The organism is Methylorubrum suomiense (assembly GCF_022179765.1).
Lineage (GTDB): Bacteria > Pseudomonadota > Alphaproteobacteria > Rhizobiales > Beijerinckiaceae > Methylobacterium > Methylobacterium suomiense.
On sequence record NZ_BPRE01000009.1, the window covers coordinates 1 to 26,866 of the forward strand.

Here is a 26,866-nt window from a genome sequence, read left to right on the forward strand (position 1 = left end):
ACTTGCATGTGTTAAGCCTGCCGCCAGCGTTCGCTCTGAGCCAGGATCAAACTCTCAAGTTGAAGAGTTGATCTCAGCTGATCACAACATAAACGGAGTGCTCACATCCGTAGCCCAAGCGTTTCCGCTCAAGGCACGGTGAGCTTTCCGAAACGTTAGACAGCTTCATCTCTTACGGCCCAGCCTCTCAGCCAGACCCGCAAGGACATGAACAAGCCGCCCACGTTTCTCTTTCTCGATATCAACTTGTCAAAGAGCGATGTCCGTATATCCGAACATCTTTTTCAAAGTCAACCGGCAATTTAACTCGGCTGGTGCCGTTCGTATCTTGCCGTCGTCTTCGTTTAATCTTTCCGGGCGGGCCGGTTTGTCTCGGCGCCGCGTCGGGAGCCGCCGTATAGGGGGGTGCGATCGGTGTGTCAACAGCCTGCTTTCCGAGGCTCACGATCGGCGCCGCGGGCGTTGACTGCGATCCGCGAGGGGAGGGGGCTCGGCCGATTGACGAGCTCTCCGATCGGAGAGGACAGGAGCGCCCCCCCGTCACGATACCCGGATTTTTGATCGTCAGTTGATGACGCAAAAGCCCCCGACAACCTGACGACTCGTACACCAGGGCCGGGCAGGCACCGGGCCAATCTGCGGCGTTTGGGACGAGGGGACTGCACCCGAGCCATCCGTCGCATCTGCGGCAGAGCTTCGATAGGCCTTGAGCGACCGATCCCCACCTCGCTCACTGGGCGCTCCGATCGGTGTGAGGTCTCGGTGAGCGCGGATGACGGGAACGTAGGTCGGCCGGGCAAGCGGCGTCACGGTGACCGCGCGCGAAGTCGCGGCATTGCGAGCGCCCCACAGAGCCCCAAGGCGCAGGCCGCGGGCCTCAGCCGTCCCCGACACGCTCGAAACCGCGACAAGAATGCCGAACGCAACCACAGCCCGCATCTCGTTCTCCCAATCAGCGATTGAGATCATATCGAATGCCGCTTAACCGTGTGTGGCTTTCTCCTCCGGCGCTTCATCCGCACGTGCGCCGATCGGCGGATGGAGGATGGCGAGCCTGCCGATTCCAGGCAATGGGTGGAGGGAAGCCGACGGCTTGCCGCCCGACACAGGCGACCCTTGGTTCATCAAATTCGATTGGTAACGGATGTCTGCCCGCGCGGTGCCGGAGTCACTGGACAAATCCCGCAGCTCAGCCCGACGCCACTCCCCTTTGTCGGACGGTGATTGCAGCGATCGTCATGGGAACCCACGACGCTGTTGCAGAGGTCGTGCGTCCCGCGGTCGAAAACGCGTCTGCCGAAATTTTTGATCGTGTGATGATCGCATGCGAGCGCTGCTGCCCGACATCGCGGCATCAAATAGAGAGCAACCAAAACGCAACCGGGGCCTGACCCATCGGTCAGACCCCGGTCTGGTCGTCGAAATGGATGGTACCACCGCCCCGGCTCGAACGGGGGACCCCTAGATCCACAATCTAGTGCTCTAACCAACTGAGCTACGGCGGCACGCGAGGGGGGACTTATCGCGAGCCTCGCGGCATTTCAAGCGCTTCTCACATCGTTCTCCCCCGCATCGCGCCCGCGGCGTGCGGATGCTAGACCGCCAGAGCATGACTGACCTCGCGCTCTCGCCCCTTTGATGCGTGCGCTCCGCCCGTTCGCCGGCATGGGTCGGCTCGTACCGGTACGGCTGCGCGGGTGGGTGCGGGGCAGCGAGATCGCCCTCGTTCTCCTCGCTGCGGTGACGGGATGTCTCGGCGGTCTCGCCGTCGCCGGAATGAGCGCTGCCGCGCAGACACTGCGGGAGATCCTGTACCGCCTACCGGCCGGGGAACGCCTCAGCAGCCTCGCCAGGCTGCCGACGGATGCCGTGTTGGGCTTCCCCTTCCTGGGACCGGCCCTGGGCGGGCTCGTCCTGGGTGTGCTGATCCTCGCGATCGGGCATGGCCGCAAGCGGCGGGCCGCCATCGACCCAATCGAGGCCAATGCTCTCCATGGCGGGCGGATGTCCTTGCGCGATTCCGGCGAGGTCGCCGCACAGAACATCGTCTCGAACGGATGCGGCGCATCGGTCGGGCTGGAGGCCGGCTATACGCAAGTCGCGGCGGGCATCGCCTCTCGGCTCGGTTCCGCCTTCGAGATGCGCCGCTCCGATCTGCGGACTCTCGTCGGTTGCGGATCGGCCGCGGCGATCGCCGCCGCCTTCGGCTCGCCTCTCACCGGGGCCTTCTACGCCTACGAACTCGTCATCGGCACCTACACGATCGCGTCGCTCGCCCCGGTGGTGGTCGCGGCCTTGTGCGGCAGCCTGGTGGCGCGGGCACTCGCACCGAACCCGGCGCTGATCGATGTGGGCGCTCTAGCCCTCGGCAAAGGAACCGCCCTTGGCGCCGCGGACACGCTCCCCTGCCTCCTGCTCGGCTTGGTCTGCGCCGGATTGGCGGTGGCGCTCATGCGCGGGGTCACATGGGTGGAGAATGGTGTACGGGCGACGCGCCTACCGGTGCCGCTGCGGCCGGTCCTCGGGGGCCTCTGCATCGGGCTTCTCGCCTGGGTGACCACACCGCAGGTTCTCTCCGGCGGCCATGGTGCGCTCCATCTTCATCTAGCACCCGAGACTTCGCTGACGGTGACCGCTCTCGCAGGCCTGATCGCGGCGAAGGCCGCCGCCTCGGCAGTGTCGATCGGCTCCGGGTTTCGCGGCGGCCTGTTCTTCGCCTCGCTGTTCCTCGGGGCGCTGGTCGGGCGCCTGTTCGCCCAGATCGCACCCTTGGTCTGGCCGGACTTCGCCGATTTCGGTCTCGCCCCGATCGGCTACGCCGTGGTCGGCATGAGCGCCTTCGCGGCGGCCATCGTCGGCGGCCCCCTCACCATGACCTTCCTGGCGCTCGAGATGACCGGCAGCTTCCCGGTCACAGCGCTCGTGCTCGCGGCGGTGATCGCGTCCTCGCTCACCGTGCGCAAAACCTTCGGCTACTCCTTCGCGACGTGGCGCTTCCATCTGCGCGGCGAATCGATCCGCAGCGCCCACGATATCGGCTGGATGCGCAGCCTGACGGTGGGGCGGATGATGCGGCGGGATATTCGGCCGGTCTCCCTCGATACGCCGATGGCGACCTTTCTGAGAGCGCATCCCCTCGGCTCACCCTCCCGGGTCGTGCTGGTGGATCAATTCGGACGCTATGCCGGCATCGTTCTCGTTCCGGAGGCTCATGCTCATGCGGCACCGATCGGCCTAGGGGAGCCCGCGCACCTCTCCGATATCGCCCGCGACACCGACGCCTTCCTTCTGGCCGACATGAGCGCCAAGCAGGCGGCCGAGGCCTTCGACGGGGCGGAAAGCGAAGCGTTGGCGGTCCTGGACAGCGCGGAGAACCGTCACGTGATCGGGCTTCTGACCGAGAGCCATACGCTCAAGCGCTACAGCGACGAGCTCGACCGTCAACGGCGCGCCATGCTCGGTGAGACCGCGTGACGGTGATTTCGTTTCGCATTTCGGGCCGTGTTATGAGGAGAGCCATGTCTGTGCGCGCCCTTGCCGCCGGTTTTGCTGCCGGCCTCGCCGCCCTCCTGCTGGCCCCTCCGGCGCGCGCGGATGCCTGCGATGCCCTCACCGTTCGGTTGATCCGCGCGACCGGGGCTTCTCTGGTGGGGCGCATCGGCCCGTTGGTCGTGTTCCGCGCCGCGGATGCCGAGCGGTTCCGCCTCCAATGCGCATCACCCCGCACCTTGCTGTTCCGCTCCGCCGACCGCGAGCCGCCGGGTGCCACTTTCGTGCTGATCGGGCAGGCCGCGCGCGCGCTGACGGGGGCGCCGGAGGCGGCGGTTGAGACCCTGAGCCGGCAGTTGCATCAGGACAGCCTGCTGACGGGGGAGCCGCAGGTCGGGCGGGTCGGTGGCGCGGTGATCCGCTGCGATCCTGGAGACCGCCCGGACGGTTTCGGTCTCGGGACGCTCTGTCGGGTCGCGGCGGACCGACCGCAGGGAAATCGAGAGCGCCTGCGCCGCAAGGCCGGCCTTCCCGCCGAGGCGACGGCGGGCTAAATGGCGGCATGACCGAGACCGATCTTTCCCCAGGCGCCGTCGTCCGTGCCGGCGATGTCGCCTTCGCCAATCACCTGCCGCTGGCGCTGATCGCTGGGCCCTGCCAGCTGGAGGGGCGCAACCATGCCCTCGAAATCGCCGCCGCTCTGAAGGAAATGGCGCAGGGCCTCGGCATTGGCCTCGTCTTCAAATCCTCCTTCGACAAGGCAAACCGCACGTCCGGGGCGACGGCGCGCGGCGTCGGCCTCGATGAGGCGCTGCCGGTCTTCGCAGAGATTCGCGAGACCCTGGGATTACCGGTGCTGACCGACGTGCACGAAGCCGAACAATGCGCCCGCGCGGCGCAGGCGGTCGATGTCCTGCAAATTCCGGCCTTTCTCTGCCGCCAGACCGATCTGTTGCTGGCGGCGGCACGGACGGGTCGGGTCGTCAACGTCAAGAAGGGACAGTTCCTCGCCCCTTGGGACATGAAGCATGTGGCCGCCAAGGTGACCGAGGCAGGCAACCCGAACGTGATCGTCACCGAGCGCGGCGCCTCCTTCGGCTACAACACCCTCGTTTCCGACATGCGCGCGCTGCCGATCATGGCTCAGGTCACTGGAGGCGCACCGGTGGTGTTCGATGCGACCCATTCGGTGCAACAGCCCGGGGGCCAAGGCACAACCTCCGGCGGGCAACGGGAATTCGTCAGTGTGCTGGCACGGGCCGCCGTGGCGGTCGGCGTCGCAGGCGTCTTCATCGAAACCCATCCCGATCCTGATCGGGCGCCCTCGGATGGACCGAACATGGTGCCGTTGCACCGTATGCCCCAGCTCATCGAGGAGTTGATGGCGTATGACCGGATCACCAAGCGTGCTGGCGGCAAGGATTGAGCGACGCTGTCAACCGCGGTTGTAGGTTAGCTTCGGGTCGTCTTGGTTAATTTTTCGGATCCCATCTAAGAAGCGAGAGTGCGGATCAGGCTCGAAAGCCGTCAGGGCGCTCAGGAACATTCGGCCAAGCTGAACGTTTCTACCGTCAATTCGTCGGCAGATTGGAGAGGATCTTATGCGTAAGCTTGCACTTGTCACCGCCGCCCTCATTTCCGTCGGCACGCTGACCGCCACGTCGGCCGATGCGCGTCCGGGGCGCGGCTACGGCCACCATCACGGCGGCTATTACGGTGGCGGTTACGGTCGTGGCGCCTATTACGGTGGTCGCCGTCGTGGCATCGGGACGGGAGCTGCCGTCGGCCTCGGCATTGCCGGTCTCGCGGCCGGTGCGATCGCCGCCGGTGCTGCTCGTGACGCCTATTACCGCGATGGCTATCGGCGTCCCGCCTACGGCTATGGCTATCAGCGTCCGGCCTACGGCTACGACGGCTACTGAGCCGTAACGGATTTAGAGATAAAGGGGCGGCCGAAAAATCGGCCGCCCCTTTATCGTTTCAAGCAACGATGCCGAAGAGTCAGCCGCGTCCGCGGTAGGGGGCGACTCCCTGGTCCGGAAGCCAGACATTCGGGAGGGGCGCCCCGGTCTGCCAGAACACGTCGATCGGGATGCCGCCCCGCGGATACCAGTAGCCGCCGATCCGCAGCCAGCGCGGTTCGAGCAGGCCCGCGAGCCGGCGGCCGATGCCGACCGTGCAATCTTCGTGGAAGGCGCCGTGATTCCGGAACGCGCCGAGATAAAGCTTTAAGGACTTCGATTCGACGAGCCAGCGATCCGGTACGTAGTCGATCACTAGGGTGGCGAAGTCCGGCTGGCCCGTGACCGGACAGAGGGACGTGAATTCAGGCGCGGTGAAGCGCGCCACATAATCGGTATCGGCGTGCGGGTTCGGCACACGATCGAGCTGCGCCGCTTCCGGGGAGTCGGGCATCGGTGTCTGCCGGCCGAGTTGTTTGGCGTGGGCTTCGATGTCGCTCATATAGGCGCTATACGCCCGGGCCTCGGGTTTCGCCTAGGCGGCTGACGAATGGCAGGCGTTCGACGGTCGGCCGGCTCGCTCACAAAAGCTTGTGGATCGCACTGGCGCTGCAACGGATGGGTTGGGGCCGCCAAGTGCTTGCCAAAGCTTGCAGGCGCTTGCCCGCGTCGGTCGCTTGGCCGATAAGCCCGCCTCGGAGAGCGTCGCCGATGCGTCGGGCCCGGAGCCTGTGCGGACGGCGCGCCGCGACGCAACCGAAGGAGCGCCCATGACTGCGATCACCAACATCGCCGCCCGCGAGATTCTCGACAGCCGGGGCAATCCCACCGTCGAGGTCGATGTGCTGTTGGAGGATGGCTCTTTCGGCCGTGCGGCGGTACCCTCGGGCGCCTCGACCGGCGCGCACGAGGCGGTCGAGCTGCGTGACGGTGACAAGGGTCGCTACAACGGCAAGGGCGTCCTCAAGGCGGTCGAGGCGGTGCAGACCGAGATCCTCGACGCGATCGGCGGCATGGATGCCGAGGATCAGGTTGCGGTCGATGAGGCGATGATCGCCCTCGACGGCACACCCAACAAGGCGCGGCTGGGCGCCAACGCCATTCTCGGCGTCTCGCTCGCCGTCGCCAAGGCCGCGGCCGAGACGGCGGGTCTGCCCCTCTACCGTTACGTCGGCGGCGTTCAGGGCCGCGTGCTGCCCGTGCCGATGATGAACATCGTCAACGGCGGTGCCCATGCCGACAACCCGATCGACTTCCAGGAATTCATGGTGATGCCGGTCGGCGCCGCCTCCCTGTCCGAGGCCGTGCGGATGGGTGCGGAAATCTTCCACACGCTCAAGAGCGCGCTGAAGAAGGCCGGGCACAACACCAATGTCGGCGACGAGGGTGGCTTCGCCCCCAATCTGCCGTCGGCCGAGGCCGCCCTCGATTTTGTTATGGAATCGGTTCAGGCCGCCGGCTTCAAGCCGGGGTCCGATATCGTGCTGGCGCTGGACTGCGCCTCGACCGAGTTCTTCAAGAACGGCGCCTACCATTACGAGGGCGAGGGCCAGACCCGCTCCATCGAGCAACAGGTCGAGTACTTGGCCAAGCTGACGGAGGCCTACCCGATCCTTTCGATCGAGGACGGTATGGCGGAGGACGATTGGGAGGGGTGGAAGCTCCTGACCGACCGGATCGGCAGCCGCGTTCAGCTCGTGGGCGACGATCTGTTCGTCACCAATGTGGAACGTCTGTCGCGCGGCATTGAGTCGGGCACCGGCAACTCGATCCTCGTGAAGGTCAATCAGATCGGCTCGCTCACCGAGACGCTGGCCGCCGTCGATATGGCCCAGCGCGCTGGCTACACGGCCGTGATGTCCCATCGCTCCGGAGAGACCGAGGATTCGACCATCGCCGACCTCGCGGTCGCGACCAATTGCGGGCAGATCAAGACCGGCTCCCTCGCCCGTTCGGACAGACTGGCCAAGTACAATCAGCTGATCCGCATCGAGGAGGGCCTCGGCGCCCAGGCGCTCTATGCCGGGCGCGGCGCGATCCGCCAGCTCGCTGGTCGCTGATCGACACCAGTGCAAGGCGGGGCCGCCGAAAGCGGCCTCGCCAAGTTTCGATTGTCGGTACAACGCGGTTTCGAACCGTATCCGGTCCTTCGTTGGGCACTTTGAAGCTCGTTCCGGTCGTCCGGAAACGCATTCGGAACGGGGGCAAGGCGCACCCGCTTCGACCATCCGATCCGCTGGCAGATTTGACGATCCAAGACACCCTCTCCTTGAGGGCAGGCGCGAGGTTCGGGCACTTTGGAAACGCTTTCTTCACCCTGATAGGGTGAAGCTTCCCGCGCCATGGTCATCCGTCGCCGCGTCCGCGCCATCGTCGTCCCCGCCGTCCTCTGGACGGTCTCCGCACTCGTCGTCGGCTACTTCGTGCATCAAGCGGAGAGCGGCAGCCGCGGCCTGGAGGCGAAGCGAGCCCTCAAGATCGAGGCCTACGGCCTCACCCAGGAACTGAGCGCGGCGAAGGCCGAACGGTCGACCTGGGAGCATCGCGTCTCCCTGCTTCGCAGCGAGCAGATCGACCGCGATCTCCTCGAAGAGCGCGCGCGTGTGGTGCTCGGTCGCGTCCATGCCAATGATCTCGTAATCATCGACCCTTGAGACGAGACCTGATCTCGATCACAATCTTGTCTTGTCAAAAAACGACACTTTCTAAGCTTATCCTTGCTTAGTCGGCATGGCTTCAAGCGTCGCAGTGACAGCCTACCTCTGGTGTCAGTTCTACCCTCGCTTTCCGTAGGTGGCTGTCCTAGAACCCGAACCAACGGATCGAGTTCGGGAGATCGCCGATGGATGCAGGCAACGAGGCGGGCAAGCCCGTCGCGAGCGCGGACGCGCCCCAGCACCGGCCCGCACCGAATATTCCGCAATTCACGAAAGACGAGGATCTCCACGCCTACCGGGAGATGCTTCTCATCCGCCGGTTCGAGGAGAAGGCGGGTCAGCTCTACGGTATGGGCCTGATCGGTGGCTTCTGTCACTTGTACATTGGTCAGGAGGCGGTCGTCGTCGGCATGCAGATGGCCGGCGAAGACGGCGACCAGAACATTACCGGCTACCGCGACCACGGCCACATGCTAGCCTGCGGCATGGAGGCCAAGGGCGTGATGGCCGAGCTGACTGGACGCCGGGGCGGATATTCCCGCGGCAAGGGCGGCTCGATGCATATGTTCAGCCGCGAGAAGCAGTTCTTCGGCGGCCACGGTATCGTCGGCGCCCAGGTTTCCCTCGGCACCGGGCTCGCTTTCGCCGACGCCTATCTGAAGAACGGCAAAGTCAGCTTCACTTATATGGGCGACGGCGCGGCCAATCAGGGTCAGGTCTACGAGAGCTTCAACATGGCGGCCCTCTGGAAGCTGCCCGTGGTCTACGTCATCGAGAACAACCGCTACGCGATGGGAACCTCGGTTGCCCGCGCCTCGGCGCAGACCGACTTCTCCAAGCGCGGTCTCTCCTTCGGCATTCCCGGGGAGCAGGTCGACGGCATGGACGTGCGCACGGTCCGCGAGGCGGCAGCCCGCGCCATCCAGCATGCCCGCTCGGGGGAGGGGCCCTACATCCTCGAGATGCAGACCTACCGCTATCGCGGCCACTCGATGTCCGATCCGGCCAAATACCGGACCAAGGACGAAGTCTCGAAGATGCGCGACGAGCACGACCCGATCGAGATGGTGCGCAAGCGCCTGATCGAGGCGCACGGCGTGCCGGAGGCGGACCTTAAGGGCATCGACGCCAAGGTCCGCGAGATCGTCAACGAATCCGCCGATTTCGCGACCCACGATCCCGAGCCCGATCCATCCGAGCTCTGGACCGACATCCTCCTCGAAGCCCGCGCCTGAGGCGCGTCACACCACCTCGCAGAACTCCCGCGGCACGGGGCCGATTTCGCTCCGCGGCGGGAGCCCGCGGGACGCGCGGAATCCGCCTCTCCGTCCCGGACGAAGGATCGATAGAGCAGCGCCATGGCGACCGACATCCTGATGCCCGCCCTCTCTCCGACCATGGAGGAGGGAAAGCTCGCCAAGTGGCTCAAGAAGGAGGGCGACGCGGTCAAATCCGGCGACGTTCTCGCCGAGATCGAGACCGACAAGGCGACCATGGAGGTCGAGGCGATCGACGAAGGTGTGCTCGCCAAGATCCTCGTGCCGGACGGCACCGAGAATGTGGCGGTCAACACGCCGATCGCCATCATCGCCGCCGAGGGCGAAGACGTTTCGGCCGCAGCAGCCAGCGGCGGCCAATCCAAGCCCAACGGTGCCGATAGCGGCGCGCCCGCCCCGACGCCGGACATGCAGGCCGAAGGCATGGCGGACAAGCCCGCCCCACAGGCGAAGACGGGGGACGACGCCCCGCGCGCGCGCGCTGCTCCGGCCGTCATCAAGAACACCACCGCGGCCCCCGTCATGGACGAGTTCCCGCCGGACTCGCCGATGGAAACCCAAAGCGTGCGCGAAGCCCTTCGCGACGCCATGGCCGAGGAGATGCGCCGCGACGACAAGGTGTTCGTCATGGGCGAGGAGGTCGCCGAGTACCAGGGCGCCTACAAGATCACGCAGGGGCTCCTTCAGGAGTTCGGCGCCAGGCGGGTCGTCGATACGCCGATCACCGAGCACGGTTTCGCCGGCATCGGCGTCGGTGCGGCGTTCATGGGCTTGAAGCCCATCGTCGAGTTCATGACCTTCAACTTCGCCATGCAGGCGATCGACCACATCATCAACTCGGCGGCCAAGACCCTCTACATGTCCGGAGGACAGCTCGGCTGCCCGATCGTGTTCCGCGGCCCCAACGGCGCGGCGGCCCGCGTCGGCGCCCAGCACAGCCACGATTACGCCGCCTGGTACTCGAACGTCCCCGGCCTCAAGGTCATCGCGCCCTACACCGCCTCCGATGCCAAGGGTCTGCTCAAGGCCGCGATCCGCGACCCGAACCCGGTGATCTTCCTCGAAAACGAGATCCTGTACGGTCAGTCCTTCCCCGTCCCGAAGATCGACGACCTCGTCCTGCCGATCGGCAAGGCGCGCATCCACCGGCCGGGAACGGATGTCACCATCGTCTCCTTCTCCATCGGCATGACCTACGCTCTCAAGGCGGCTCAGGCCCTGGCGGAGGAGGGGATCGAGGCCGAGGTCATCGACCTGCGCACCATCCGCCCCATGGATTCCGACACGATCGTCGCGTCCGTGAAGAAGACCGGCCGCTGTGTCACCGTGGAAGAGGGTTTCCCGCAATCCGGCATCGGCGCCGAGATCGCCGCGCGCCTGATGGTCGATGCTTTCGACTATCTCGACGCTCCGGTCCTGCGGGTGACCGGGAAGGACGTGCCGATGCCCTACGCGGCAAACCTTGAGAAGTTGGCCCTGCCCAACGTGGCCGAAGTGATCGAGGCGGTCAAAGCCGTGTGCTACAAGTAAATGTCGGACAAGTTCGAAGCATTGGAGATCCCGCCTGACGCCCTGGAACAGGGCGGGATCGAGATCGTGCGGGCTTCCATCGTCGACGGTGCCGTGAGCGTCGCGCTCCGGCGCGCCTTCGACGATCCGGCCACCTGGGGCCGGCTCCTGATCGACCTCGCCCGCCAGGCCGCCCGCGCCTACGCGCTGGAAGCCGACATGTCCGAGGAAGAGGCCTTCGAGCGCATCCGCGCCGGTTGGGAGGCCGAGGGCCTCGATCCCGGCAACACCCTCAACTAGCGGCGGGCCGAGGCGACGCGATGGACCGTCCCGACGCAATCCTCCGTCCTCTCGACGTGCCGGCACAGCGGAGGCCGTGACCATGGCCGAGGCTGCCACGCGCCGCGCCACCTACGCCGATCTCGCGGCTGTGCCCGACCATCTCGTGGCCGAGATCGTCGACGGGGTACTGGAGACGCATCCGAGGCCGCGCCCTCGGCATCTCACGGCAGCGTCGGACCTCGGCACGCTCCTTGGCGGACCGTTCCGTTACGGGCGCGGCGGGCCGGGCGGCTGGATTTTCATGGTCGAACCCGAACTCCACCTCGGGTCCCACGTCGTGGTGCCCGATCTCGCGGCTTGGCGCCGGGAGCGCATGCCGGTTGAAATCGAGACCGCTTTCATTCCCACACCGCCGGACTGGATCTGTGAGATCCTGTCACCGTCGACCGCCCGGCTCGACCGCGGGCCGAAGCGTCGCCTCTACGCCGAGGCCGGAATTTCCTTTCTTTGGCTGCTCGATCTCGCGGACGGCGTCCTCGAAAGCTTCGCCCTCACCGCAGGCCAGTGGCTCCTGACTGCTACCGTGGGGCGCGGCGAGACCGTCGCCGCCCCGCCTTTCGATGCGGTTCCGTTTCCGCTCGACGACCTGTTTCCCTTCGATCCGCCCTTCGCTTCGCCCGAGGCCTGAGACATGCCGATCAACGTCCTGATGCCCGCCCTCTCGCCGACCATGGAGAAGGGCAACCTCGCCAAGTGGCTGAAGAAGGAGGGCGACGCGATCAAGTCCGGCGACGTGATCGCCGAGATCGAGACCGACAAGGCCACCATGGAGGTCGAGGCGGTCGATGAGGGTGTGCTCGCCAAAATTCTCGTGGCGGAGGGCACGGCCGACGTGCCGGTGAACGAACTCATCGCCCTCATTGCGGAGGAGGGCGAAGACCCCGGCAGCGTCCAGGCCCCCACCGGCGGCGCAGCGGAAGGCGCGAAGACCGCGCCGGTCGAGCCGAAGGGAACGGCCGACATGAACGCGGCGCCCGATGGCGCCCATGCCTCCTATGCCCGGGTCGATACCGCCCCCGAAGGCGCCAAGCCCGGGGGCGTGGCCCATCCCGCCGAGGCTGGCGGCCGGGTCTTCTCCTCGCCGCTCGCCCGCCGTATCGCCAAGCAGGGTGGCGTCGACATAGCCGCGATCCCGGGTTCCGGTCCGCATGGCCGGGTGATCGCCAAGGACGTGCAGGCGGCGATCGAGGGCGGCACCGCGAAAGCCGGCACCAGCAAGCCGGCGGACGCCCCGAAGGCCGTTGAGGCACCGGCCGCGAAGGCCCCCGCGCCCGCGCCGAAGGCGGCCCCTGCGGGCGGCGCGCCGGCCGGGCTCACCCTGGAGCAGGTCAAGGGCTTCTACGAGAAGGGCGCTTACGAGGAAGTGCCGCTCGACGGGATGCGCAAGACCATCGCCAAGCGTCTCACCGAGGCGATGCAGGTCGCTCCGCACTTCTACCTGACCGTCGATTGCGAACTCGATGCCTTGATGGGCTTACGCGAGACGCTCAACGCGTCGGCCGGCAAGGACAAGGACGGCAAGCCGCTGTTCAAGCTGTCGGTCAACGATTTCGTCATCAAGGCGATGGGCCTCGCGCTCACCCGCGTTCCGGCGGCCAATGCGGTCTGGGCCGAGGACCGCATCCTGCGCTTCAAGCATGCCGAAGTCGGCGTGGCGGTGGCGATCGACGGCGGCCTGTTCACCCCCGTGATCCGCAAGGCCGACCAGAAGACGCTCTCGACGATCTCCGGCGAGATGAAGGATTTCGCGGCCCGCGCCCGCGCGAAGAAACTGAAGCCCGAGGAATATCAGGGCGGCGTCACCTCGGTGTCGAACCTCGGCATGTTCGGCATCAAGCACTTCACCGCGGTGATCAACCCGCCGCAATCGACCATCCTCGCGGTCGGCGCGGGCGAGAAGCGGGTCGTCGTGAAGGACGGCGCCCCGGCAGTGGTGCAGGCCATGACCTGTACCCTCTCGTGCGACCACCGCGTGCTCGACGGCGCGCTCGGCGCCGAGCTGATCTCGGCCTTCAAGGGCCTGATCGAGAACCCGATGGGAATGCTGGTGTGACCGATACTCGAACCGCCGCGCGCCGGTCCCCTCCGATAGGGGCGGATCGGGAGCGCGGTGGTTCGAGATCGATCGCGGTGGTGCTTTCCGCGCCGCCGCCACCGTTCATTCCCCCCGTGAAGGCGGCGGAGAACCTCCGGAGACCTGTATGTCCGACACCTACGACGTCCTCATCATCGGCGCCGGGCCCGGCGGTTACGTCACTGCGATCCGTGCGGCGCAACTCGGCTTCAAGACCGCGGTGGTCGATCGCGAGCATCTCGGGGGCATCTGCCTCAACTGGGGCTGCATCCCGACCAAGGCCCTGCTGCGTTCGGCCGAGATCTACCATTACATGCAGCATGCCGCCGATTACGGGCTGAAGGCCGACAACGTCAGCTTCGACGCATCCGCCATCGTCAAGCGCTCCCGCGGGGTGTCCGGCCGGCTCAACGGCGGCGTCGGCATGCTGCTCAAGAAGAACAAGGTCGACGTCATCTGGGGCGAGGGCTCGATCGAGGCGGCACCCAAGGGCACCGAGCCCGGCAAAGTCGCGGTGAAGGAGACCAAACGCGCCGAGCCGCCCAAGGGCGCCAAGGGCGCAGGCACCTACGCGGCCAAGCACATCATCGTCGCCACGGGCGCGCGGCCCCGCGTGCTGCCCGGCATCGAGCCCGACAAGAAGCTGATTTGGACCTATTACGAGGCCATGGTCCCCGAGGCGATGCCCAAAAGCCTTCTGGTGATGGGCTCGGGCGCCATCGGGATCGAGTTCGCCTCGTTCTACCGCACCATGGGCGCCGAAGTGACGGTGATCGAGCTCCTGCCGCAGATCCTGCCGGTCGAGGATGCCGAGATCGCGGGGCTCGCCCGCAAGCGCTTCGAGAAGCAGGGCATCAAGATTCTTACCGGCGCCAAGGTGACGAAGGTCGAGAAGGGTTCGGACACGGTCACGGCCACCGTCGAGGACGACAAGGGCAAAACCCAAACCCTGACGGCCGAGAAGCTGATCTCGGCGGTCGGTGTGGTCGGCAATCTCGAGAATGTCGGACTCGAAAAGCTCGGGGTGAAGATCGAGCGCGGCATCGTCGTCACCGACGGGCTCGGGCGCACCAACGTGCCCGGCGTCTACGCCATCGGTGATGTCGCCGGGCCGCCGATGCTCGCTCACAAGGCTGAGCACGAAGGCGTCCTCTGCATCGAGACCATCAAGGGGCTTCACACGCATCCGATGGACAAGGGCAAGATCCCCGGCTGCACCTATTGCCAGCCGCAGATCGCCAGCGTGGGCCTGACCGAGGCGAAGGCGAGGGATCTCGGCTTCCAGATCAAGGTCGGCCGCTTCCCCTTCGCGGGCAATGGCAAAGCCATCGCCCTTGGCGAGCCCGACGGACTGATCAAGACGATCTTCGATGCCAAAACCGGCCAGTTGCTCGGCGCCCACATGGTCGGGGCCGAGGTGACCGAGCTGATCCAGGGATATGTCGTGGCGATGACGCTGGAGACGACCGAGGAGGAGCTGATGCACACGGTGTTCCCGCATCCGACGCTCTCCGAAATGATGCACGAGAGCGTGCTCGACGCGTATGGTCGGGTGATCCACACCTGAGCCGGTGACGCCGGGGCCGATCGCCAATCACCGCTGTTCGGAACGTCAGATCGAACAGCGGACGCGACGCGGCCCGGCTCGCTTCGGGAACACCGACGTCGTTTCTTACGATTCCGGTGTTTCAGCGCGTGAACAGCACGAGTGCCTGAAACTTTTCGACCTCCCATCTCCGTAGAGACCGCGACGCCCCTTCGAAGGGGTGCGTATCCAGGGAGATAGCATGTCGAAGAACCTCATCCGCCTCACGCTCGGCCTCGCGCTCGTCGCGGCCTCGGCTCCGGCGCTCGCCAAGAACCCGATGGTCGGCGGTGCGCCGATGTATGCCAGCAAGACGATCGTCGAGAACGCGGTCAATTCGAAGGATCACACCACGCTGGTCGCCGCCGTGAAGGCTGCCGGTCTCGTCGATACCCTGTCGGGCCCCGGTCCCTTCACCGTGTTCGCTCCGACCAACGCCGCCTTCGCGAAGCTGCCGCCGGGCACGGTCGAGTCGCTGGTGCAGCCGCAGAACAAGGCGACCCTCACCGGCATCCTCACCTATCACGTCGTCCCCGGCACCTACACGGCCAAGGACCTCGCGGCTCTCGCCAAGCAGGGCGGCGGGCAGGCGATCCTGAAGACCGTCAATGGCGGAGCGCTCTCGGTGGAGACCAAGGGGAAGAAGGTCTACGTCACCGATGCCAAGGGCAACACGGCCACCGTCACCATCGCCAACGTGATGCAGTCGAATGGCGTGATCCACGTCATCAACGGCGTGCTGATGCCCTGATAACCCTCAACGCATTCCGACATACGCGGAATGCATCTCGCGGCACCTTGAGCAATTTGCCAGAACCGCGAGAGGGGTGCAGTTCCATGGGCCGTGAACGTCTCGGCTTCACGGCCCATTTTCGCAGACTAAAGCCTCAATAATATCGCGGACTTCGGGCCTGGGCCCCCTCGACGTGACGCCCGGTAACGCCGATCCCGGCGGATTGGGCTTTGCCGCCAGCGGTTCAGTGGGCGCCGCATTGGCCGATGAAACCGTACGGACCGATTGGCTCACCAATCCCGGCGGCCTCAGTTTCGGCGGGGGCGGCGGCTCATTCGGCCTCGTCACCATTCCCGGCACCAGCCTCACGACCGATGTCGAGACCGGTCTCACGACAGGGGCGATCGGCTTCACGGGTGCGAGGATCAGCACGGGCAGCAACGCTCCGGGTCTATCCCGCCTTGAATCACAAGGCATGGGGATAGCCGGAAGTGGAGGCGGCGCACCGACGGGAGGCGGGATAGCGGGAACGCCGGGGTTGATCGATGCAGACACCGATCCGTTCGACGGGCGCGGGATGCGTTGAGGTTAGCCGCAAGGATCATCCACAAGCCCGACGGATCGCGGTAAGGTCTCGTTAACCGTTCTCAGATGTTCTATCTTCGTTCTCAATTCGAGTCGGAGATTGACCATGCCCGAGCCCGTGAGACCGAATGCCGAGCGTCGCCCCACCGAGCGCATGATGCTGGAGGAGCCCATCGCTGCCGGGGCCGCATGTCCGGTCGAGACGATCGCGCAGGCCTATCTCGACACCTCCCATGGGGACGCGGACATCGCGCTGCGCTGCGCCATCACCGATGCGTTGTCCGACCTGCTGGAGGCGGAGCGCCGGGCCCGTGAGAACAGCCGTCTGATCTCCCGTGGCTATGTCCGCAGCGCCGCTGAGAGGTGAGGATTACCGACGGGTGGTTGAAGCGGAGAAACGGTGCTGCATCTTCCTTCAAAGTCTTATCGAACGGGAGTTTTCGAGCGATGCGCCTGCGCCCGGCCACCCTTCTCGCAGGTCTCGCCCTGCTCGCCTCCGCCTCGGCGGCTCGCGCCGAACTGCTCATCAGTGTCGATAAGGACGCGCAACGGATGAGCGTGGCGGTGGACGGACAGACCCGCCACACCTGGCCCGTCTCGACCGGGCTCGCGGCGTACGACACGCCCAACGGAAGCTACCGGCCTTTCCGAATGGAGGCGAAGCATTTCTCGCGGGAGTGGGACAACGCGCCCATGCCGCACGCGATCTTCTTCACCGAGGTCGGCCACGCCATCCACGGAACCACGCATACGCGGCGCTTGGGGCGTGCCGCCTCGCATGGCTGCGTGCGCCTGTCTCAGCGCAACGCCGCGACGTTGTTCACGCTCGTGAAGCAGCAGAAGATGGCCAACACCCGTGTGGTGATCGAGGGCAGTGTCGGCGACCGGGTGGTTGCCGAGTTGGACCGACCCTCGCCTCGTCCCTCGGTTCGACGCATGTCCGCGCGCGGTTACGGCCCGCGGGAGGGCGTCCCGCTGCGCTACCGGGGCAGCCTGTCGAACGAGGACCTCTATGCACCGGTCGCGCGTCCGTCCCGCGATCCGTTCGGCGATCCCTACCGGGCGGCACCGGTCGGTTACGGCTACCTGTACTGAGGCCGATGGCGATCCCACCCTGTTCGACCCGGTATCGAGGGGATCGCCAATTGCGCATCGGCACCGCGACGTTCTGTTGATGCGCAGGAGGGAGGCGGCCTCAATTCGAGGCCGTCGCCCCGCTGACCCGCCAGACCGCGTTCCCAACATCGTCGGTGACCAGCAGAGCCCCGGATTTGTCGAGGGCGACGCCGACGGGCCGACCTTGTGCCTTCTCATCCTCATTCAAGAAGCCGGTGAGAACGTCGACCGGCGCTCCGGCCGGTTTCCCGTCCTTGAATGGAATATAGATCACCTTGTAACCGCTTTTGGGCCGCCGATTCCACGAACCGTGCTGGGCGACGAACAATCCGTTCTTCCAGGCTTCCGGCAGCGTCGAATCGAACGAGAAGGCGATGCCGAGCGAAGCCGTGTGCGTACCGACCGCGTAATCGGGCGTGATCGCCTTGGCCACGAGATCCGGTCGCGGAGGCTGAACCCGCGCATCGGCATGCTGCCCCCAGTAGCTCCAGGGCCAGCCGTAAAAGCCCCCTTCCTGCACATGGGTCACGTAATCGGGCACGAGATCGCTGCCGATTTCGTCGCGCTCGTTCACGGCCGTCCAGAGGGCACCGGTCTTCGGCTCGAAGGCGAGGCCGTTGGGGTTGCGCAGGCCGGTCGCGTACTCGCGCATCGCCTTCGTGGCGATGGTGTATTCCCAGATCGCTGCCCGACCCTTCTCGATATCGAGACCATTCTCGCCGACATTGCTGTTCGAACCGACCGTCACGAACAGCTTCTGACGGTCCGGACTCGCGATGACATTCTTGGTCCAGTGATGATTGATGCCGGACGGCAGGTCCGCGACCTTTTCCGGTGTCGCATCGATCGTCGTCTGTCCCTCCCGGTAGGGCACCCGGACCAGAGCGTCGGCATTGGCGATGTAGAGATCGGATCCGACCAGCGCCATGCCGAAGGGCGAGGTGAGTCCACTCAGCAGGATGTGGCGCTCCTCGGCGATCCCATCGCCGTCCTTGTCGCGCAAGAGGACGATACGATTCGGGCTGTCGACACCCGCACCCGCGAAACTCTTGACCTTGTCGGCGACCCAGTCCGTGACTCCGGTGCTCTTATCGCCGGATTTCGGTGCGTTGCTCTCGGCTACCAACACATCGCCATTGGGCAGAGTATAGGGCCAGCGCGGATGGTTGAGGCCGGTGGCGAAGGCCGCGACGGTGAGTCCCTGCGCGGCTTTGGGTGTCGCGCCCTGCATCCACGGAGCGATGCGAGCAATGTTCACCGTGGGCATCAGAGTGGGATTCGGTGCAGGCAGCGTCGGATTCGGTCCGGTGCCTGCGGCGAAATCGAGTGTCGCGCTCTCGGGATACAACACGAAGCGCGTGAACGCGGCTCCGCCCGCGAGAGCGAGGACGAGGGCGGCGAGGCCGACCTTGGCAGCTTTGCGCATCGGGAGCCTCAGAGCGCCGCAGTAACGGTGGCGGCCTCGTTCGCGCCGGGATGCCGGCGCGTGGAGTAGTAGAGGCCGATCGCGTTCCAGAAGGCATCGCGCTGCTCGGTCGTGAACCGTTGGAGCGCCGTATCGAGGGCTGCCCGCCCGGCCGCAGCGGCTTCTTCGCGCATCCGCTCGTCGAATGCCTCCGTTTCCGTGCCGGTGACGTTCGATCTGTCCGTATTCGCGGCCCTGTCCATGGCTGATCCTTCCCGACCGAGCTCAATCGGGAATAACGCTCAAGCTGGAGGACCGTTCATTCGCGGTCGTTCCGCGGACAGCTCCGCTCCGTGTGCCAAAAGACACACCGATCCGCATTCTGTGCGGAGGCTTAACCGTTCCTTTGCACCTTCCCGTCATTTCGATCAGCTTGAGCGTACGAGCCGTCCTCCATGCCCTCTGCCCAGCCCTGGGAAGTCTGAATGCGAAACGACCGTCACCTTCGCCTCGCCTGCCTCGCGACCCTGGCGGTCGCCGGTTCGAGCCTTGGAGGGTGCGGCTTGTTCCGCCCGCAGCAGGAATTGACCACCGGCTCGATCGCGGCGAACGCCAAGATCGTCCAGACGCCGACCGCCGCCGACAAGGAATGCCTCGCTCGTGCGATGTATTTCGAGTCCAACCGCTCCGACGAGGATGGGCTGCTCGCCGTCGGTACGGTGGTGATGAACCGTCTGGACGCGCCGGCCTATCCTGGCCGGATCTGCGAGGTGGTCGGACAGAAGCGTCAATTCGCCAACGGCGTGCTGACGAAGCCCGTTCGCGAGCAGGATCGTCCCCGGCTGGAAAAGGTCGCCGACCTGCTGCTCTCCGGCAAGCGCCATGACGGGGTCGGCCAAGCGCTGCATTTCCACACCGCCGGCTACAGCTTCCCGTACAAGAACATGCACTACGTCGTCGCGGCGGGCGGCAACGTGTTCTACGAGAAGAGCGACCGCGAAGGGTATCTGCCCGCGCTTCGCCCCCACGCCGTGGTGCAGGTGGCCTCGGGTCGTGTGCTGCCGCTTCAGGTCGCCGCCGCCCAATCCGGCATGATCGGCCTTCCGATCACCGGTCAGATCCAGCCGACGCTGACCGCCGAGTACACCGTGCCGGAACTGCGCTTGGCTGGACCGGCGCGCTACGCTTCGATGCCCAACCGTCCCTGATGTGATCGGCTCCCGATCAGGAGGCGTAAGGCCCGCGCCGCCTGTCCGCGCGTCAGAAGCGCGATGGTGCCCAGCATAAGCTGCATAGGCGGTTACGCACGCGGCGGGTTGTCGCCACACCCCTTTGCGAGAGCCCGCCCCAGGGCTTAAGTCAGAGTTGCGCCCGGGCCGCCGCCGGGTTTCCGGACGCCTCTCCGACATCCCATGGCCGTCGTCCTCGATCTTCTCTCCAACGACACTCGGCCGAAACTGGCCGCGCGTCCGCGCCATCCCGAGAAGGCGCATCGTCCAGATACTGCGATCCAGCGCAAACCGGACTGGATCCGGGTCAAAGCCCCCGGTTCGAAGCTCTGGGCCGAAACCAAGGACATCGTCCGCGCCAACGGTCTCGTCACCGTCTGCGAGGAGGCTGGCTGCCCCAATATCGGTGAATGCTGGGAGAAGCGTCACGCCACCTTCATGATCATGGGTGACACCTGCACCCGTGCCTGCGCGTTCTGCAACGTGCGCACGGGCCTGCCGGAGGCGCTCGATGCGGGGGAACCGCAGAAGGTCGCGGAGGCCGTGGCCAAACTCGGCCTGCACCACGTCGTCGTCACCTCGGTCGACCGCGACGATCTGAAGGACGGTGGCGCCGAACACTTTTCCCGGACTATCGCGGCGATCCGGCAGGCGAGCCCCGACACGACGATCGAGATCCTGACCCCCGACTTCCTCCGGAAGCCCGGAGCGCTGGACATCGTCGTCGCGGCCCGACCAGACGTGTTCAACCACAATCTCGAGACCGTGCCGGGCAAGTACGTCACCGTGCGGCCGGGTGCGCGCTACTTCCACTCGGTGCGCTTGCTTCAGCGGGTGAAGGAACTCGATCCGACGATCTTTACCAAGTCCGGCATCATGGTCGGGCTGGGGGAAGAGCGGAACGAGGTTGTGCAACTCATGGACGACCTGCGGTCGGCCGATGTCGACTTCCTGACCATCGGTCAGTACCTGCAGCCGACGCGCAAGCATCACGAAGTCGTGCGCTTCGTCCCGCCGGATGAGTTCAAGGCGTACGAAACCACGGCCTATTCCAAGGGTTTCCTGCTGGTCTCGGCCACCCCCCTGACGCGCTCCTCCCATCATGCGGGTGAGGATTTCGCCCGCTTGAAGGCCGCACGCCTCGCCAAGCTCGGGCCGGTCCCGCTCCCCGCCACCGCCTGAGTCGCCATGCCCTCCTTCCGCATCACGAGGAACCTGCGCCACACGGCGACGCAGATGTACGACCTCGTGGCCGATATCGAGCGGTATCCCGAGTTTCTGCCGCTCTGCGAATCGCTTCGTGTCCTGCGCGACGCGGACGGGCCGAACGGCACGACGATCCGGGTCGCCGAGATGGGCGTGGGCTATAAGGCGATCCGCGAGCGCTTCACGACGCGCGTCACCTTGGACCCGCAGAACCGCAAGATCACCGCCGAGTATATCGACGGACCGTTCCGGCATCTCGAGAACCGGTGGACGTTCCGCGACGACGGCAAGGGCGGCTGCGACGTCGATTTTTTCATCACCTATGAATTCAAGAGCCGCACGCTCGGCCTGGTGATGGGTTCGATGTTCGACCGGGCCTTTCGCAAGTTCACAGATGCTTTCGAAGGGCGGGCACGGGCGATCTACGGCGCGCCGGCCTGACCGGACGCCTTCTCGATCGCGGGTAGGGGTAGGAGACGACGGAGCCGCTGCGACACCCACATCGCCTGCCCGTGAGAGGCCGGTTGGGTTAGGATGCATCGTCCGACCGCCAGCAGGCTAACCCATGGACGCTCCGTCCAATCTGCGCTTCCGTGCTCCCTACGCACCGGATGACGGCGCGCTGGCCGAGATGCTCCTGCGCGAGGCCGCCTTGCCCGCGGAAGCCGAGGCGGGGGTCGACGCGCTTGCCGCCGATCTGATCGCCGCGATCCGGCGCGAGGCCGGACACGGCGCGATCGAGACGCTCCTGCAGGAATATGCTCTCACCACCCGCGAAGGGCTGGCGCTGATGAGCCTCGCGGAGGCGCTGCTGCGCGTGCCCGATGCCGCCACCGCCGATCGCCTCATCGCCGATAAGCTGCGCGAGGGAGACTTCGCTTACCACGAGGTCCGCAGCGAGGCCGGATTGGCGCAGGCCGCCGCCTGGGCCCTAGGGCTGGGTGCCCGCCTCGTCTCCGCCGACGAGACGCCGGAAGCGACGCTCACCGTCCTCGTGCGGCGACTTGGAAGACCGGCCGTGCGCGCGGCGGCCCAGCGGGCGATGCGGATCATGGGCGGCCAATTCGTGCTCGCCGAGGATATCGGTGCCGCGTTGCGTCGGGCGAAAGCCGGTCCGGCTGGTCTGCGCTACTCGTACGATATGCTGGGGGAGGGGGCCCGCACCGCGGCCGATGCCGAAGCCTATCGGGACGCCTATGCCGAGGCGATCGAGCGGATTGGCCGCCAGGCCGGGTCGGCGGCCCTGCCAGAGCGGCCGGGGATCTCCGTCAAGCTCTCGGCGCTCCATCCCCGCTACACGCCGATGCAGGCGCCGCGAGTGAGAGCCGAGTTGGTGCCGGTGGTTCTCGACTTGGCCCGCGCAGCCCGAACCTATGACCTCAACGTCACGATCGATGCCGAGGAGGCTGAGCGGCTCGAACTCTCCCTCGACGTGTTCGGCGCAGTGCTGGCCGATCCGTCGCTCGCCGGCTGGGACGGATTCGGCCTTGCGGTTCAGGCTTATTCGAAGCGGTGCCTTCCGGTGATCGACCATGTCGCCGCGCTCGCCGCGCATCATGATCGGCGGCTGATGGTGCGTCTCGTGAAGGGCGCCTATTGGGACGGTGAGGTGAAGATCGCCCAGGTCCAGGGTCTGGCCGATTTCCCCGTCTTCACCCGCAAAGCGATGACGGATCTCAGCTACATCGCCGCGGCCCGTCGCCTGCTGGCCTATCGACCACGGCTGTTTCCGCAATTCGCCACCCACAATGCGCTGACGGTCGCGAGCGTCATGGCGCTGGCCGGTGACGAGCGGGGATTCGAATTCCAGCGCCTGCACGGAATGGGCGAGGCTCTGTTCGCGCGGCTCGGCGAGCGGGTGCCCGGCCTCGGTTGCCGCATCTACGCACCGGTCGGGGGGCATCGCGAGTTGCTGGCCTATCTCGTCCGGCGTCTTCTGGAGAACGGGGCGAATGCCTCGTTCGTCGCCCACGCCGCCGATCCGACCGTGCCGCTCGCGCGTTTGCTGGCGCGTCCCCACGCCTTGATCGAAACGCCGCAACGGGCGCGCCATCCCGGCATCGCGCTGCCGCGCGATCTGTTCGCACCGGAACGGCGCAACAGCCCGGGGCTTGCCTTCGGCGATGGCGTCGCCGTCGGAGGCCTGATCGCGGCGTTGGCTCAGGTCGCCGGCCCGTTCACTGCGGCGCCGATCATCGATGGACGAGAGGAGCCGGGGCGGACCCGTTCCGTGGCGAGCCCCATCGACGGGGCGCATCTCGGCCACGTGACGGAGGCCGAGACCGCTTCGGCCACGCGGGCGATGGATGCGGCTGCCGGCGGCTTTGCCGGATGGTCGGCGACACCGGCCGAGACGCGCGCCGCCTGTCTCGACCGCGCCGCCGATGCCGTCGAAGAACAGCGCGAGACGCTGTTGCACCTGCTTCAAGCGGAGGCGGGCAAGACGCTCGACGATGCGCTGGCCGAATGGCGCGAGACGATCGACTTCCTGCGCTACTACGCGGCGGAGGGCCGAAGATTATTTGCAGAACCTCTGAGCTTGCCCGGTCCCGCCGGTGAAACGAACAGCCTCACCCTGCGCGGGAGGGGTGTCTTTGCCGCCATCTCCCCGTGGAATTTCCCGCTCGCGATCTTCACGGGCCAGGTCGCGGCGGCGCTGATGGCCGGCAACACCGTCGTCGCCAAACCCGCCCCCCAAACCCCCCTCATCGCGGCACACGCCGTCCGCCTCTTGCAGCAAGCCGGGGTACCGAACGATGCGCTGCATCTGGTTCCAGGGGGGCCGGAGGTCGGTGCCGCGCTGATCGCTCATCCGGCACTGGCGGGCGTCGTCTTCACCGGCTCGACCGCGACGGCGCGCACCATCAACCAGGCCCTGGCCGCTCGGGCGGGCGCGATCCTCCCGCTGATTGCCGAGACCGGTGGAATCAATGCGATGATCGTGGATGCCACGGCCCTGCCCGAGCAGGTCGCCGACGACGTCGTCTCATCCGCCTTCCGCTCCGCCGGCCAACGCTGCTCGGCACTGCGCCTGCTGCTCGTGCAGGAGGACGTGGCGGACACGATGATCGCGGCCATCGTCGGCGCCGCTGCCGAGCTACGAGTCGGCGATCCCCGCGATCTCGCGACCGATCTCGGCCCGGTCATCGATGCCGCGGCCAAGACGCGCCTCGATCATTACATCGCGCAGATCCGCCCCCAAGCCCGCCTGCATCTGGCCGGGACAGCGCCGTCGGGCCATTACGTCATGCCCCACATCATCGAGATCGGCCGCGCCGGCGACCTGCGGGAAGAGGTGTTCGGGCCTGTCCTCCATGTCGCCCGGTACAAGGCGGGCAGCCTGACCGATGCTCTGCAAGAGATTCGTCGGGGAGGGTATGGGCTGACGCTCGGCATACACTCGCGGATCGAAGCCCTCGCCGTCGAGGTCGCGGCGGCCTTGCCGCACGGCAATGTCTACGTGAATCGCAATATGATCGGGGCCGTGGTGGGCAGTCAGCCTTTCGGCGGCAGCGGCCTATCGGGCACCGGCCCCAAGGCCGGTGGGCCCCATTATCTCGCTCGCTTCGCCATCGAGCGGACGCTCACGATCAACACCGCCGCAGCGGGCGGCACGATCGGTCTCATCACCCTCGAGGGGTGATGAGACCGGTCGCTCAGTCTTCCACCACCTTCGCGACCGGACGGTCGCTGCCGCTCGCGGTCTCGTCGTGCCACTGGCCGCTTCCATCCTGATATCGGATCCCCTCGGTCGAGCCGGGAACCTGCTGCTCGGCGGCCGCGGCCTGTGCGGCTTCCAAAGCCTCTTGGCGGCTCGGGAAGGTTTCGGAAAAGACGTCGCCAACCTTGTAGGCGAAGCCGCCGTCATGCTCGACGATATGATAGGTGACTTCGGTCATTGAAACCTGTCTCGCTCGATCCGCAACATGCGTTGCCGCAACACAACTACCGTCGCGAACCGATGGCCGGGCGGGTGGTTCCAATCGCTTGCGTTCTCTCCTGCGGGGATTGGCTTTCAGTGACGGGTCGGCGGTTGCTTCGGCAGCCGTTCCACCGCAGCACGGCAACCGGCAATGAGCGAGCCGCGCACGTCCTCCGGGTCGAAACCTGGGCCCTCCGGAAAGGCTACAAGATGCGCGTCCGCCGCTCCCTCCGGTCGGATGCGGGCGAGCCATCCCTCGGGCGTTCGCTCGAACCGAACCTCGTAGAGGATTCCGTCCTGCTCGAAGTGATGCGGATCCATGCGCTTGTCTTCCCGAGGTTGGGCGATCGACCACCGCCCGTCGCCATTCTGCTGCCATGTAGGAAGCTTCTCGCTGTCCGCGCGAGTCCTGCTCCTTCGCCACTGCGAGTGTCCATGCGCCCGACCGTCGTCCTGCTCGCGATGAGTGCCGGTTTTGCCGCCTCACCCGGTTGGGCACAGGGGGCGCCGCCCAACCCGTTCGCGTCGAACTATCCGTCGGCACCGCCGCGCGTCGAGCGCCCGGAGCGCGATCGCGCCGGGCCGAGCCGGCGGCGCCTTCCGCCGCGGACGGTCGAGAAAGGCCTGCTGCCGCCGGCCGAGATCCCCAATCGCTGATCAGGCGGCGCCCAGTTCGGCAACGATCGCGCTGACGATGCGCGGATCGTTCGGATCGACCTGCGTGGCGAAAGCGGCGCGCAGATCCCCGTCGCGGCCGACGAGGTATTTGTGGAAGTTCCATTGCGGCGTCTGGCCCGGCTTGCGCTCCGCCGCCCAGCGATAGAACGGGTGTGCGGACGGACCTTTCACGTGGGTCTTCTGCACGACCGGAAACGTGACCCCGTGGTTCTTCCGCGCGGCCTCGGCGATCGCCACCCCGTCGAGCGGCTCCTGATTGCCGAAATCGGGGGAGGGCACCGCGATGACCGCGAGGCCGCGGGACCCGAACCGCGTCCATAACCCCTCGAGACCGACAAATTGCGGGGCGTAGCCGCAGGCGGTGGCCGTATTGACGACGAGAATCGGCTTACCGCTGTACTCGGCCAGCGGTACGGTGCCGCCGCCGGGCTTTTCGAACGAAAAGGTCTCGGCTTTGACCTCGTTCGCGCGAGCGCTGCCTGCGGCGGCAACGGCCAGCATGGCGAGACAATCACGGCGACGAATCAACATGGTCGGCCTCCTCGGACGAAGCATTTGCCCGGAGGCTGCCATAGACGGCGCCTGACGCAATACGGTCCCGATCGTCGCGGGGACTTGGCTCAGGATGCGCAGACGGCCAGAGCCTCACGGACCGTACGGGCGAGGTCGCTCCTCTCGTTGCTCTCCGCCATCACGATACAATCCGGAGGCAGCGGGGCACGTTCTTCGCCCCCATTCATGTCACTCGCCAGCACGATCCCAAGATTGGGACGCATCAAACGCGCTTCGGCAGCGAGCTGAGAGCAGCACAGGGCGCCTTGCAGGTCTGCATCAGTCACGAGGACATCGACGGGCAGACCGAGGGCCAAAACGGTCAAGGCGTCGACCGCTGAATCGACCATGATGGCATTGAAGCCCGCGCGACGGACCTGGGCGCTGACGTCGTCCCGCCAATGCTTGCGGCGGCCGGCAACGAGGACCTGTATGCCGTAGCAACTCCGTTGCGCGTCCCCGGGCTGGCGAGCAGCACGCCGGAAACTCCCTGACGCAGCAATGTCCTGGTTGCTTCGCATTAGGATAGATTAACAGACGGACTTC

Annotated in this window: 28 protein-coding genes, 1 tRNA gene and 1 rRNA gene; 21 read left to right on the plus strand and 9 right to left on the minus strand. The window is 66.3% G+C overall.

The features are described from left to right. Nucleotides 1–62 (minus strand): 16S ribosomal RNA (locus MFF26_RS15070); the annotation flags it as partial. Between the two features lie 1,366 nt (nt 63–1,428). Continuing rightward, nucleotides 1,429–1,505 (minus strand) — tRNA-His (locus MFF26_RS15075). Nucleotides 1,506–1,638: 133 nt separating this feature from the next. Between MFF26_RS15075 and MFF26_RS15080 the strand changes: the two genes are divergently transcribed. From MFF26_RS15080 to MFF26_RS15095, 4 genes are all read left to right on the plus strand, one after another. Beyond that, nucleotides 1,639–3,474 carry a chloride channel protein gene (locus MFF26_RS15080; protein WP_238308155.1) on the plus strand — a complete coding sequence of 612 codons (1,836 nt, stop codon included), beginning with the start codon at nt 1,639–1,641 and terminating at the stop codon, nt 3,472–3,474. 44 nt (nt 3,475–3,518) lie between these two features. After that, complete coding sequence (locus MFF26_RS15085; protein WP_238308156.1) at nt 3,519–4,043, plus strand: hypothetical protein; 525 nt, start codon at nt 3,519–3,521, stop codon at nt 4,041–4,043. An 8-nt stretch (nt 4,044–4,051) separates the two neighbouring features. Then, nucleotides 4,052–4,915, plus strand: coding sequence for a 3-deoxy-8-phosphooctulonate synthase (gene kdsA / locus MFF26_RS15090; RefSeq protein WP_238308157.1), 864 nt, complete (start codon nt 4,052–4,054; stop codon nt 4,913–4,915). Nucleotides 4,916–5,090: 175 nt separating this feature from the next. After that, nucleotides 5,091–5,411 carry a hypothetical protein gene (locus MFF26_RS15095; RefSeq protein WP_137827406.1) on the plus strand — a complete coding sequence of 107 codons (321 nt, stop codon included), beginning with the start codon at nt 5,091–5,093 and terminating at the stop codon, nt 5,409–5,411. Between the two features lie 79 nt (nt 5,412–5,490). Here the strand turns inward: MFF26_RS15095 and queF are convergent, their stop codons facing one another. Continuing rightward, the gene (queF, locus tag MFF26_RS15100; protein WP_238308158.1) at nt 5,491–5,952 is read right to left on the minus strand and encodes a preQ(1) synthase; all 462 of its coding nucleotides are present in this window, start codon (nt 5,950–5,952) and stop codon (nt 5,491–5,493) included. Between the two features lie 268 nt (nt 5,953–6,220). On the opposite strand from queF, the gene eno reads away from it, so the two are divergent. From eno to MFF26_RS15160, 12 genes are all read left to right on the plus strand, one after another. Then, a complete protein-coding gene (gene eno, locus MFF26_RS15105; protein ID WP_137827404.1) occupies nt 6,221–7,510 on the plus strand; it encodes a phosphopyruvate hydratase in 1,290 nt (429 codons plus the stop codon). A 282-nt stretch (nt 7,511–7,792) separates the two neighbouring features. Then, complete coding sequence (locus MFF26_RS15110; RefSeq protein ID WP_137827403.1) at nt 7,793–8,104, plus strand: FtsB family cell division protein; 312 nt, start codon at nt 7,793–7,795, stop codon at nt 8,102–8,104. 188 nt (nt 8,105–8,292) lie between these two features. After that, a complete protein-coding gene (gene pdhA, locus MFF26_RS15115; protein ID WP_137827402.1) occupies nt 8,293–9,342 on the plus strand; it encodes a pyruvate dehydrogenase (acetyl-transferring) E1 component subunit alpha in 1,050 nt (349 codons plus the stop codon). 123 nt (nt 9,343–9,465) lie between these two features. Further along, complete coding sequence (locus MFF26_RS15120; RefSeq protein WP_238308159.1) at nt 9,466–10,914, plus strand: pyruvate dehydrogenase complex E1 component subunit beta; 1,449 nt, start codon at nt 9,466–9,468, stop codon at nt 10,912–10,914. Then, complete coding sequence (locus tag MFF26_RS15125; RefSeq protein ID WP_137827400.1) at nt 10,915–11,193, plus strand: DUF5076 domain-containing protein; 279 nt, start codon at nt 10,915–10,917, stop codon at nt 11,191–11,193. An 82-nt stretch (nt 11,194–11,275) separates the two neighbouring features. Beyond that, nucleotides 11,276–11,863: a Uma2 family endonuclease gene (locus MFF26_RS15130; RefSeq protein WP_137827399.1), complete on the plus strand. Its 588-nt coding sequence runs from the start codon at nt 11,276–11,278 to the stop codon at nt 11,861–11,863. A 3-nt stretch (nt 11,864–11,866) separates the two neighbouring features. Further along, entirely contained in the window at nt 11,867–13,288 is a 1,422-nt protein-coding gene (locus MFF26_RS15135; RefSeq protein ID WP_137827398.1) for a pyruvate dehydrogenase complex dihydrolipoamide acetyltransferase, read from the plus strand. 148 nt (nt 13,289–13,436) lie between these two features. After that, on the plus strand, nt 13,437–14,876 hold the full coding sequence (gene lpdA / locus MFF26_RS15140) for a dihydrolipoyl dehydrogenase (RefSeq protein WP_137827397.1): 1,440 nt from the start codon (nt 13,437–13,439) through the stop codon (nt 14,874–14,876). A gap of 220 nt (nt 14,877–15,096) precedes the next feature. Then, a complete protein-coding gene (locus MFF26_RS15145) occupies nt 15,097–15,645 on the plus strand; it encodes a fasciclin domain-containing protein (protein WP_137827396.1) in 549 nt (182 codons plus the stop codon). 175 nt (nt 15,646–15,820) lie between these two features. Further along, a complete protein-coding gene (locus MFF26_RS15150) occupies nt 15,821–16,213 on the plus strand; it encodes a hypothetical protein (protein WP_238308160.1) in 393 nt (130 codons plus the stop codon). A gap of 156 nt (nt 16,214–16,369) precedes the next feature. Next, nucleotides 16,370–16,579 carry a hypothetical protein gene (locus tag MFF26_RS15155; protein ID WP_137827429.1) on the plus strand — a complete coding sequence of 70 codons (210 nt, stop codon included), beginning with the start codon at nt 16,370–16,372 and terminating at the stop codon, nt 16,577–16,579. Between the two features lie 80 nt (nt 16,580–16,659). Beyond that, nucleotides 16,660–17,307: a L,D-transpeptidase gene (locus tag MFF26_RS15160; protein WP_137827394.1), complete on the plus strand. Its 648-nt coding sequence runs from the start codon at nt 16,660–16,662 to the stop codon at nt 17,305–17,307. A gap of 100 nt (nt 17,308–17,407) precedes the next feature. On the opposite strand, the gene MFF26_RS15165 is transcribed toward MFF26_RS15160, so the two are convergent. Both MFF26_RS15165 and MFF26_RS15170 read right to left on the minus strand, forming a co-directional pair. After that, nucleotides 17,408–18,754 carry a PQQ-dependent sugar dehydrogenase gene (locus MFF26_RS15165; protein ID WP_137827393.1) on the minus strand — a complete coding sequence of 449 codons (1,347 nt, stop codon included), beginning with the start codon at nt 18,752–18,754 and terminating at the stop codon, nt 17,408–17,410. An 8-nt stretch (nt 18,755–18,762) separates the two neighbouring features. Further along, entirely contained in the window at nt 18,763–18,996 is a 234-nt protein-coding gene (locus MFF26_RS15170; protein WP_137827392.1) for a hypothetical protein, read from the minus strand. 222 nt (nt 18,997–19,218) lie between these two features. On the opposite strand from MFF26_RS15170, the gene MFF26_RS15175 reads away from it, so the two are divergent. The 4 genes from MFF26_RS15175 to putA all read left to right on the plus strand — a co-directional run bounded on the left by MFF26_RS15175 (nt 19,219) and on the right by putA (nt 24,811). Then, nucleotides 19,219–19,941, plus strand: a complete 723-nt coding sequence (locus MFF26_RS15175; protein WP_137827391.1) for a cell wall hydrolase — start codon at nt 19,219–19,221, stop codon at nt 19,939–19,941. A 204-nt stretch (nt 19,942–20,145) separates the two neighbouring features. Continuing rightward, nucleotides 20,146–21,144: a lipoyl synthase gene (gene lipA, locus MFF26_RS15180; RefSeq protein ID WP_137827390.1), complete on the plus strand. Its 999-nt coding sequence runs from the start codon at nt 20,146–20,148 to the stop codon at nt 21,142–21,144. A gap of 6 nt (nt 21,145–21,150) precedes the next feature. After that, nucleotides 21,151–21,609: a type II toxin-antitoxin system RatA family toxin gene (locus MFF26_RS15185; RefSeq protein ID WP_137827389.1), complete on the plus strand. Its 459-nt coding sequence runs from the start codon at nt 21,151–21,153 to the stop codon at nt 21,607–21,609. A 124-nt stretch (nt 21,610–21,733) separates the two neighbouring features. After that, nucleotides 21,734–24,811, plus strand: a complete 3,078-nt coding sequence (gene putA, locus MFF26_RS15190) for a bifunctional proline dehydrogenase/L-glutamate gamma-semialdehyde dehydrogenase PutA (RefSeq protein ID WP_238308161.1) — start codon at nt 21,734–21,736, stop codon at nt 24,809–24,811. 13 nt (nt 24,812–24,824) lie between these two features. On the opposite strand, the gene MFF26_RS15195 is transcribed toward putA, so the two are convergent. Then, a complete protein-coding gene (locus MFF26_RS15195) occupies nt 24,825–25,067 on the minus strand; it encodes a DUF2188 domain-containing protein (RefSeq protein ID WP_137827387.1) in 243 nt (80 codons plus the stop codon). A gap of 116 nt (nt 25,068–25,183) precedes the next feature. Then, nucleotides 25,184–25,411 carry a hypothetical protein gene (locus MFF26_RS15200; RefSeq protein WP_137827386.1) on the minus strand — a complete coding sequence of 76 codons (228 nt, stop codon included), beginning with the start codon at nt 25,409–25,411 and terminating at the stop codon, nt 25,184–25,186. A gap of 114 nt (nt 25,412–25,525) precedes the next feature. Between MFF26_RS15200 and MFF26_RS15205 the strand changes: the two genes are divergently transcribed. Beyond that, nucleotides 25,526–25,747, plus strand: a complete 222-nt coding sequence (locus MFF26_RS15205; RefSeq protein ID WP_137827385.1) for a hypothetical protein — start codon at nt 25,526–25,528, stop codon at nt 25,745–25,747. On the opposite strand, the gene MFF26_RS15210 is transcribed toward MFF26_RS15205, so the two are convergent. After that, nucleotides 25,748–26,299, minus strand: a complete 552-nt coding sequence (locus MFF26_RS15210; RefSeq protein ID WP_137827384.1) for a glutathione peroxidase — start codon at nt 26,297–26,299, stop codon at nt 25,748–25,750. It abuts the gene before it with no gap. Between the two features lie 89 nt (nt 26,300–26,388). After that, nucleotides 26,389–26,841, minus strand: a complete 453-nt coding sequence (locus MFF26_RS15215) for a histidine kinase (protein WP_238308162.1) — start codon at nt 26,839–26,841, stop codon at nt 26,389–26,391. Nucleotides 26,842–26,866 lie beyond the last annotated feature (25 nt).

Coding starts and splice junctions, on each gene's coding strand:
- MFF26_RS15165 (WP_137827393.1), bottom strand. CDS start 18,754: ATGCGCAAAGCTGCCAAGGTCGGCCTCGCCGCCCTCGTCCTCGCTCTC.
- MFF26_RS15215 (WP_238308162.1), bottom strand. CDS start 26,841: ATGCGAAGCAACCAGGACATTGCTGCGTCAGGGAGTTTCCGGCGTGCT.
- MFF26_RS15210 (WP_137827384.1), bottom strand. CDS start 26,299: ATGTTGATTCGTCGCCGTGATTGTCTCGCCATGCTGGCCGTTGCCGCC.
- MFF26_RS15135 (WP_137827398.1), top strand. CDS start 11,867: ATGCCGATCAACGTCCTGATGCCCGCCCTCTCGCCGACCATGGAGAAG.
- kdsA (WP_238308157.1), top strand. CDS start 4,052: ATGACCGAGACCGATCTTTCCCCAGGCGCCGTCGTCCGTGCCGGCGAT.
- MFF26_RS15170 (WP_137827392.1), bottom strand. CDS start 18,996: ATGGACAGGGCCGCGAATACGGACAGATCGAACGTCACCGGCACGGAA.
- MFF26_RS15095 (WP_137827406.1), top strand. CDS start 5,091: ATGCGTAAGCTTGCACTTGTCACCGCCGCCCTCATTTCCGTCGGCACG.
- MFF26_RS15185 (WP_137827389.1), top strand. CDS start 21,151: ATGCCCTCCTTCCGCATCACGAGGAACCTGCGCCACACGGCGACGCAG.
- MFF26_RS15085 (WP_238308156.1), top strand. CDS start 3,519: ATGTCTGTGCGCGCCCTTGCCGCCGGTTTTGCTGCCGGCCTCGCCGCC.
- lipA (WP_137827390.1), top strand. CDS start 20,146: ATGGCCGTCGTCCTCGATCTTCTCTCCAACGACACTCGGCCGAAACTG.
- pdhA (WP_137827402.1), top strand. CDS start 8,293: ATGGATGCAGGCAACGAGGCGGGCAAGCCCGTCGCGAGCGCGGACGCG.
- MFF26_RS15125 (WP_137827400.1), top strand. CDS start 10,915: ATGTCGGACAAGTTCGAAGCATTGGAGATCCCGCCTGACGCCCTGGAA.
- queF (WP_238308158.1), bottom strand. CDS start 5,952: ATGAGCGACATCGAAGCCCACGCCAAACAACTCGGCCGGCAGACACCG.
- MFF26_RS15195 (WP_137827387.1), bottom strand. CDS start 25,067: ATGACCGAAGTCACCTATCATATCGTCGAGCATGACGGCGGCTTCGCC.
- MFF26_RS15160 (WP_137827394.1), top strand. CDS start 16,660: ATGCGCCTGCGCCCGGCCACCCTTCTCGCAGGTCTCGCCCTGCTCGCC.
- lpdA (WP_137827397.1), top strand. CDS start 13,437: ATGTCCGACACCTACGACGTCCTCATCATCGGCGCCGGGCCCGGCGGT.
- MFF26_RS15145 (WP_137827396.1), top strand. CDS start 15,097: ATGTCGAAGAACCTCATCCGCCTCACGCTCGGCCTCGCGCTCGTCGCG.
- MFF26_RS15130 (WP_137827399.1), top strand. CDS start 11,276: ATGGCCGAGGCTGCCACGCGCCGCGCCACCTACGCCGATCTCGCGGCT.
- MFF26_RS15080 (WP_238308155.1), top strand. CDS start 1,639: ATGCGTGCGCTCCGCCCGTTCGCCGGCATGGGTCGGCTCGTACCGGTA.
- MFF26_RS15155 (WP_137827429.1), top strand. CDS start 16,370: ATGCTGGAGGAGCCCATCGCTGCCGGGGCCGCATGTCCGGTCGAGACG.
- MFF26_RS15175 (WP_137827391.1), top strand. CDS start 19,219: ATGCGAAACGACCGTCACCTTCGCCTCGCCTGCCTCGCGACCCTGGCG.
- MFF26_RS15200 (WP_137827386.1), bottom strand. CDS start 25,411: ATGGATCCGCATCACTTCGAGCAGGACGGAATCCTCTACGAGGTTCGG.
- MFF26_RS15110 (WP_137827403.1), top strand. CDS start 7,793: ATGGTCATCCGTCGCCGCGTCCGCGCCATCGTCGTCCCCGCCGTCCTC.
- putA (WP_238308161.1), top strand. CDS start 21,734: ATGGACGCTCCGTCCAATCTGCGCTTCCGTGCTCCCTACGCACCGGAT.
- MFF26_RS15120 (WP_238308159.1), top strand. CDS start 9,466: ATGGCGACCGACATCCTGATGCCCGCCCTCTCTCCGACCATGGAGGAG.
- eno (WP_137827404.1), top strand. CDS start 6,221: ATGACTGCGATCACCAACATCGCCGCCCGCGAGATTCTCGACAGCCGG.
- MFF26_RS15205 (WP_137827385.1), top strand. CDS start 25,526: ATGCGCCCGACCGTCGTCCTGCTCGCGATGAGTGCCGGTTTTGCCGCC.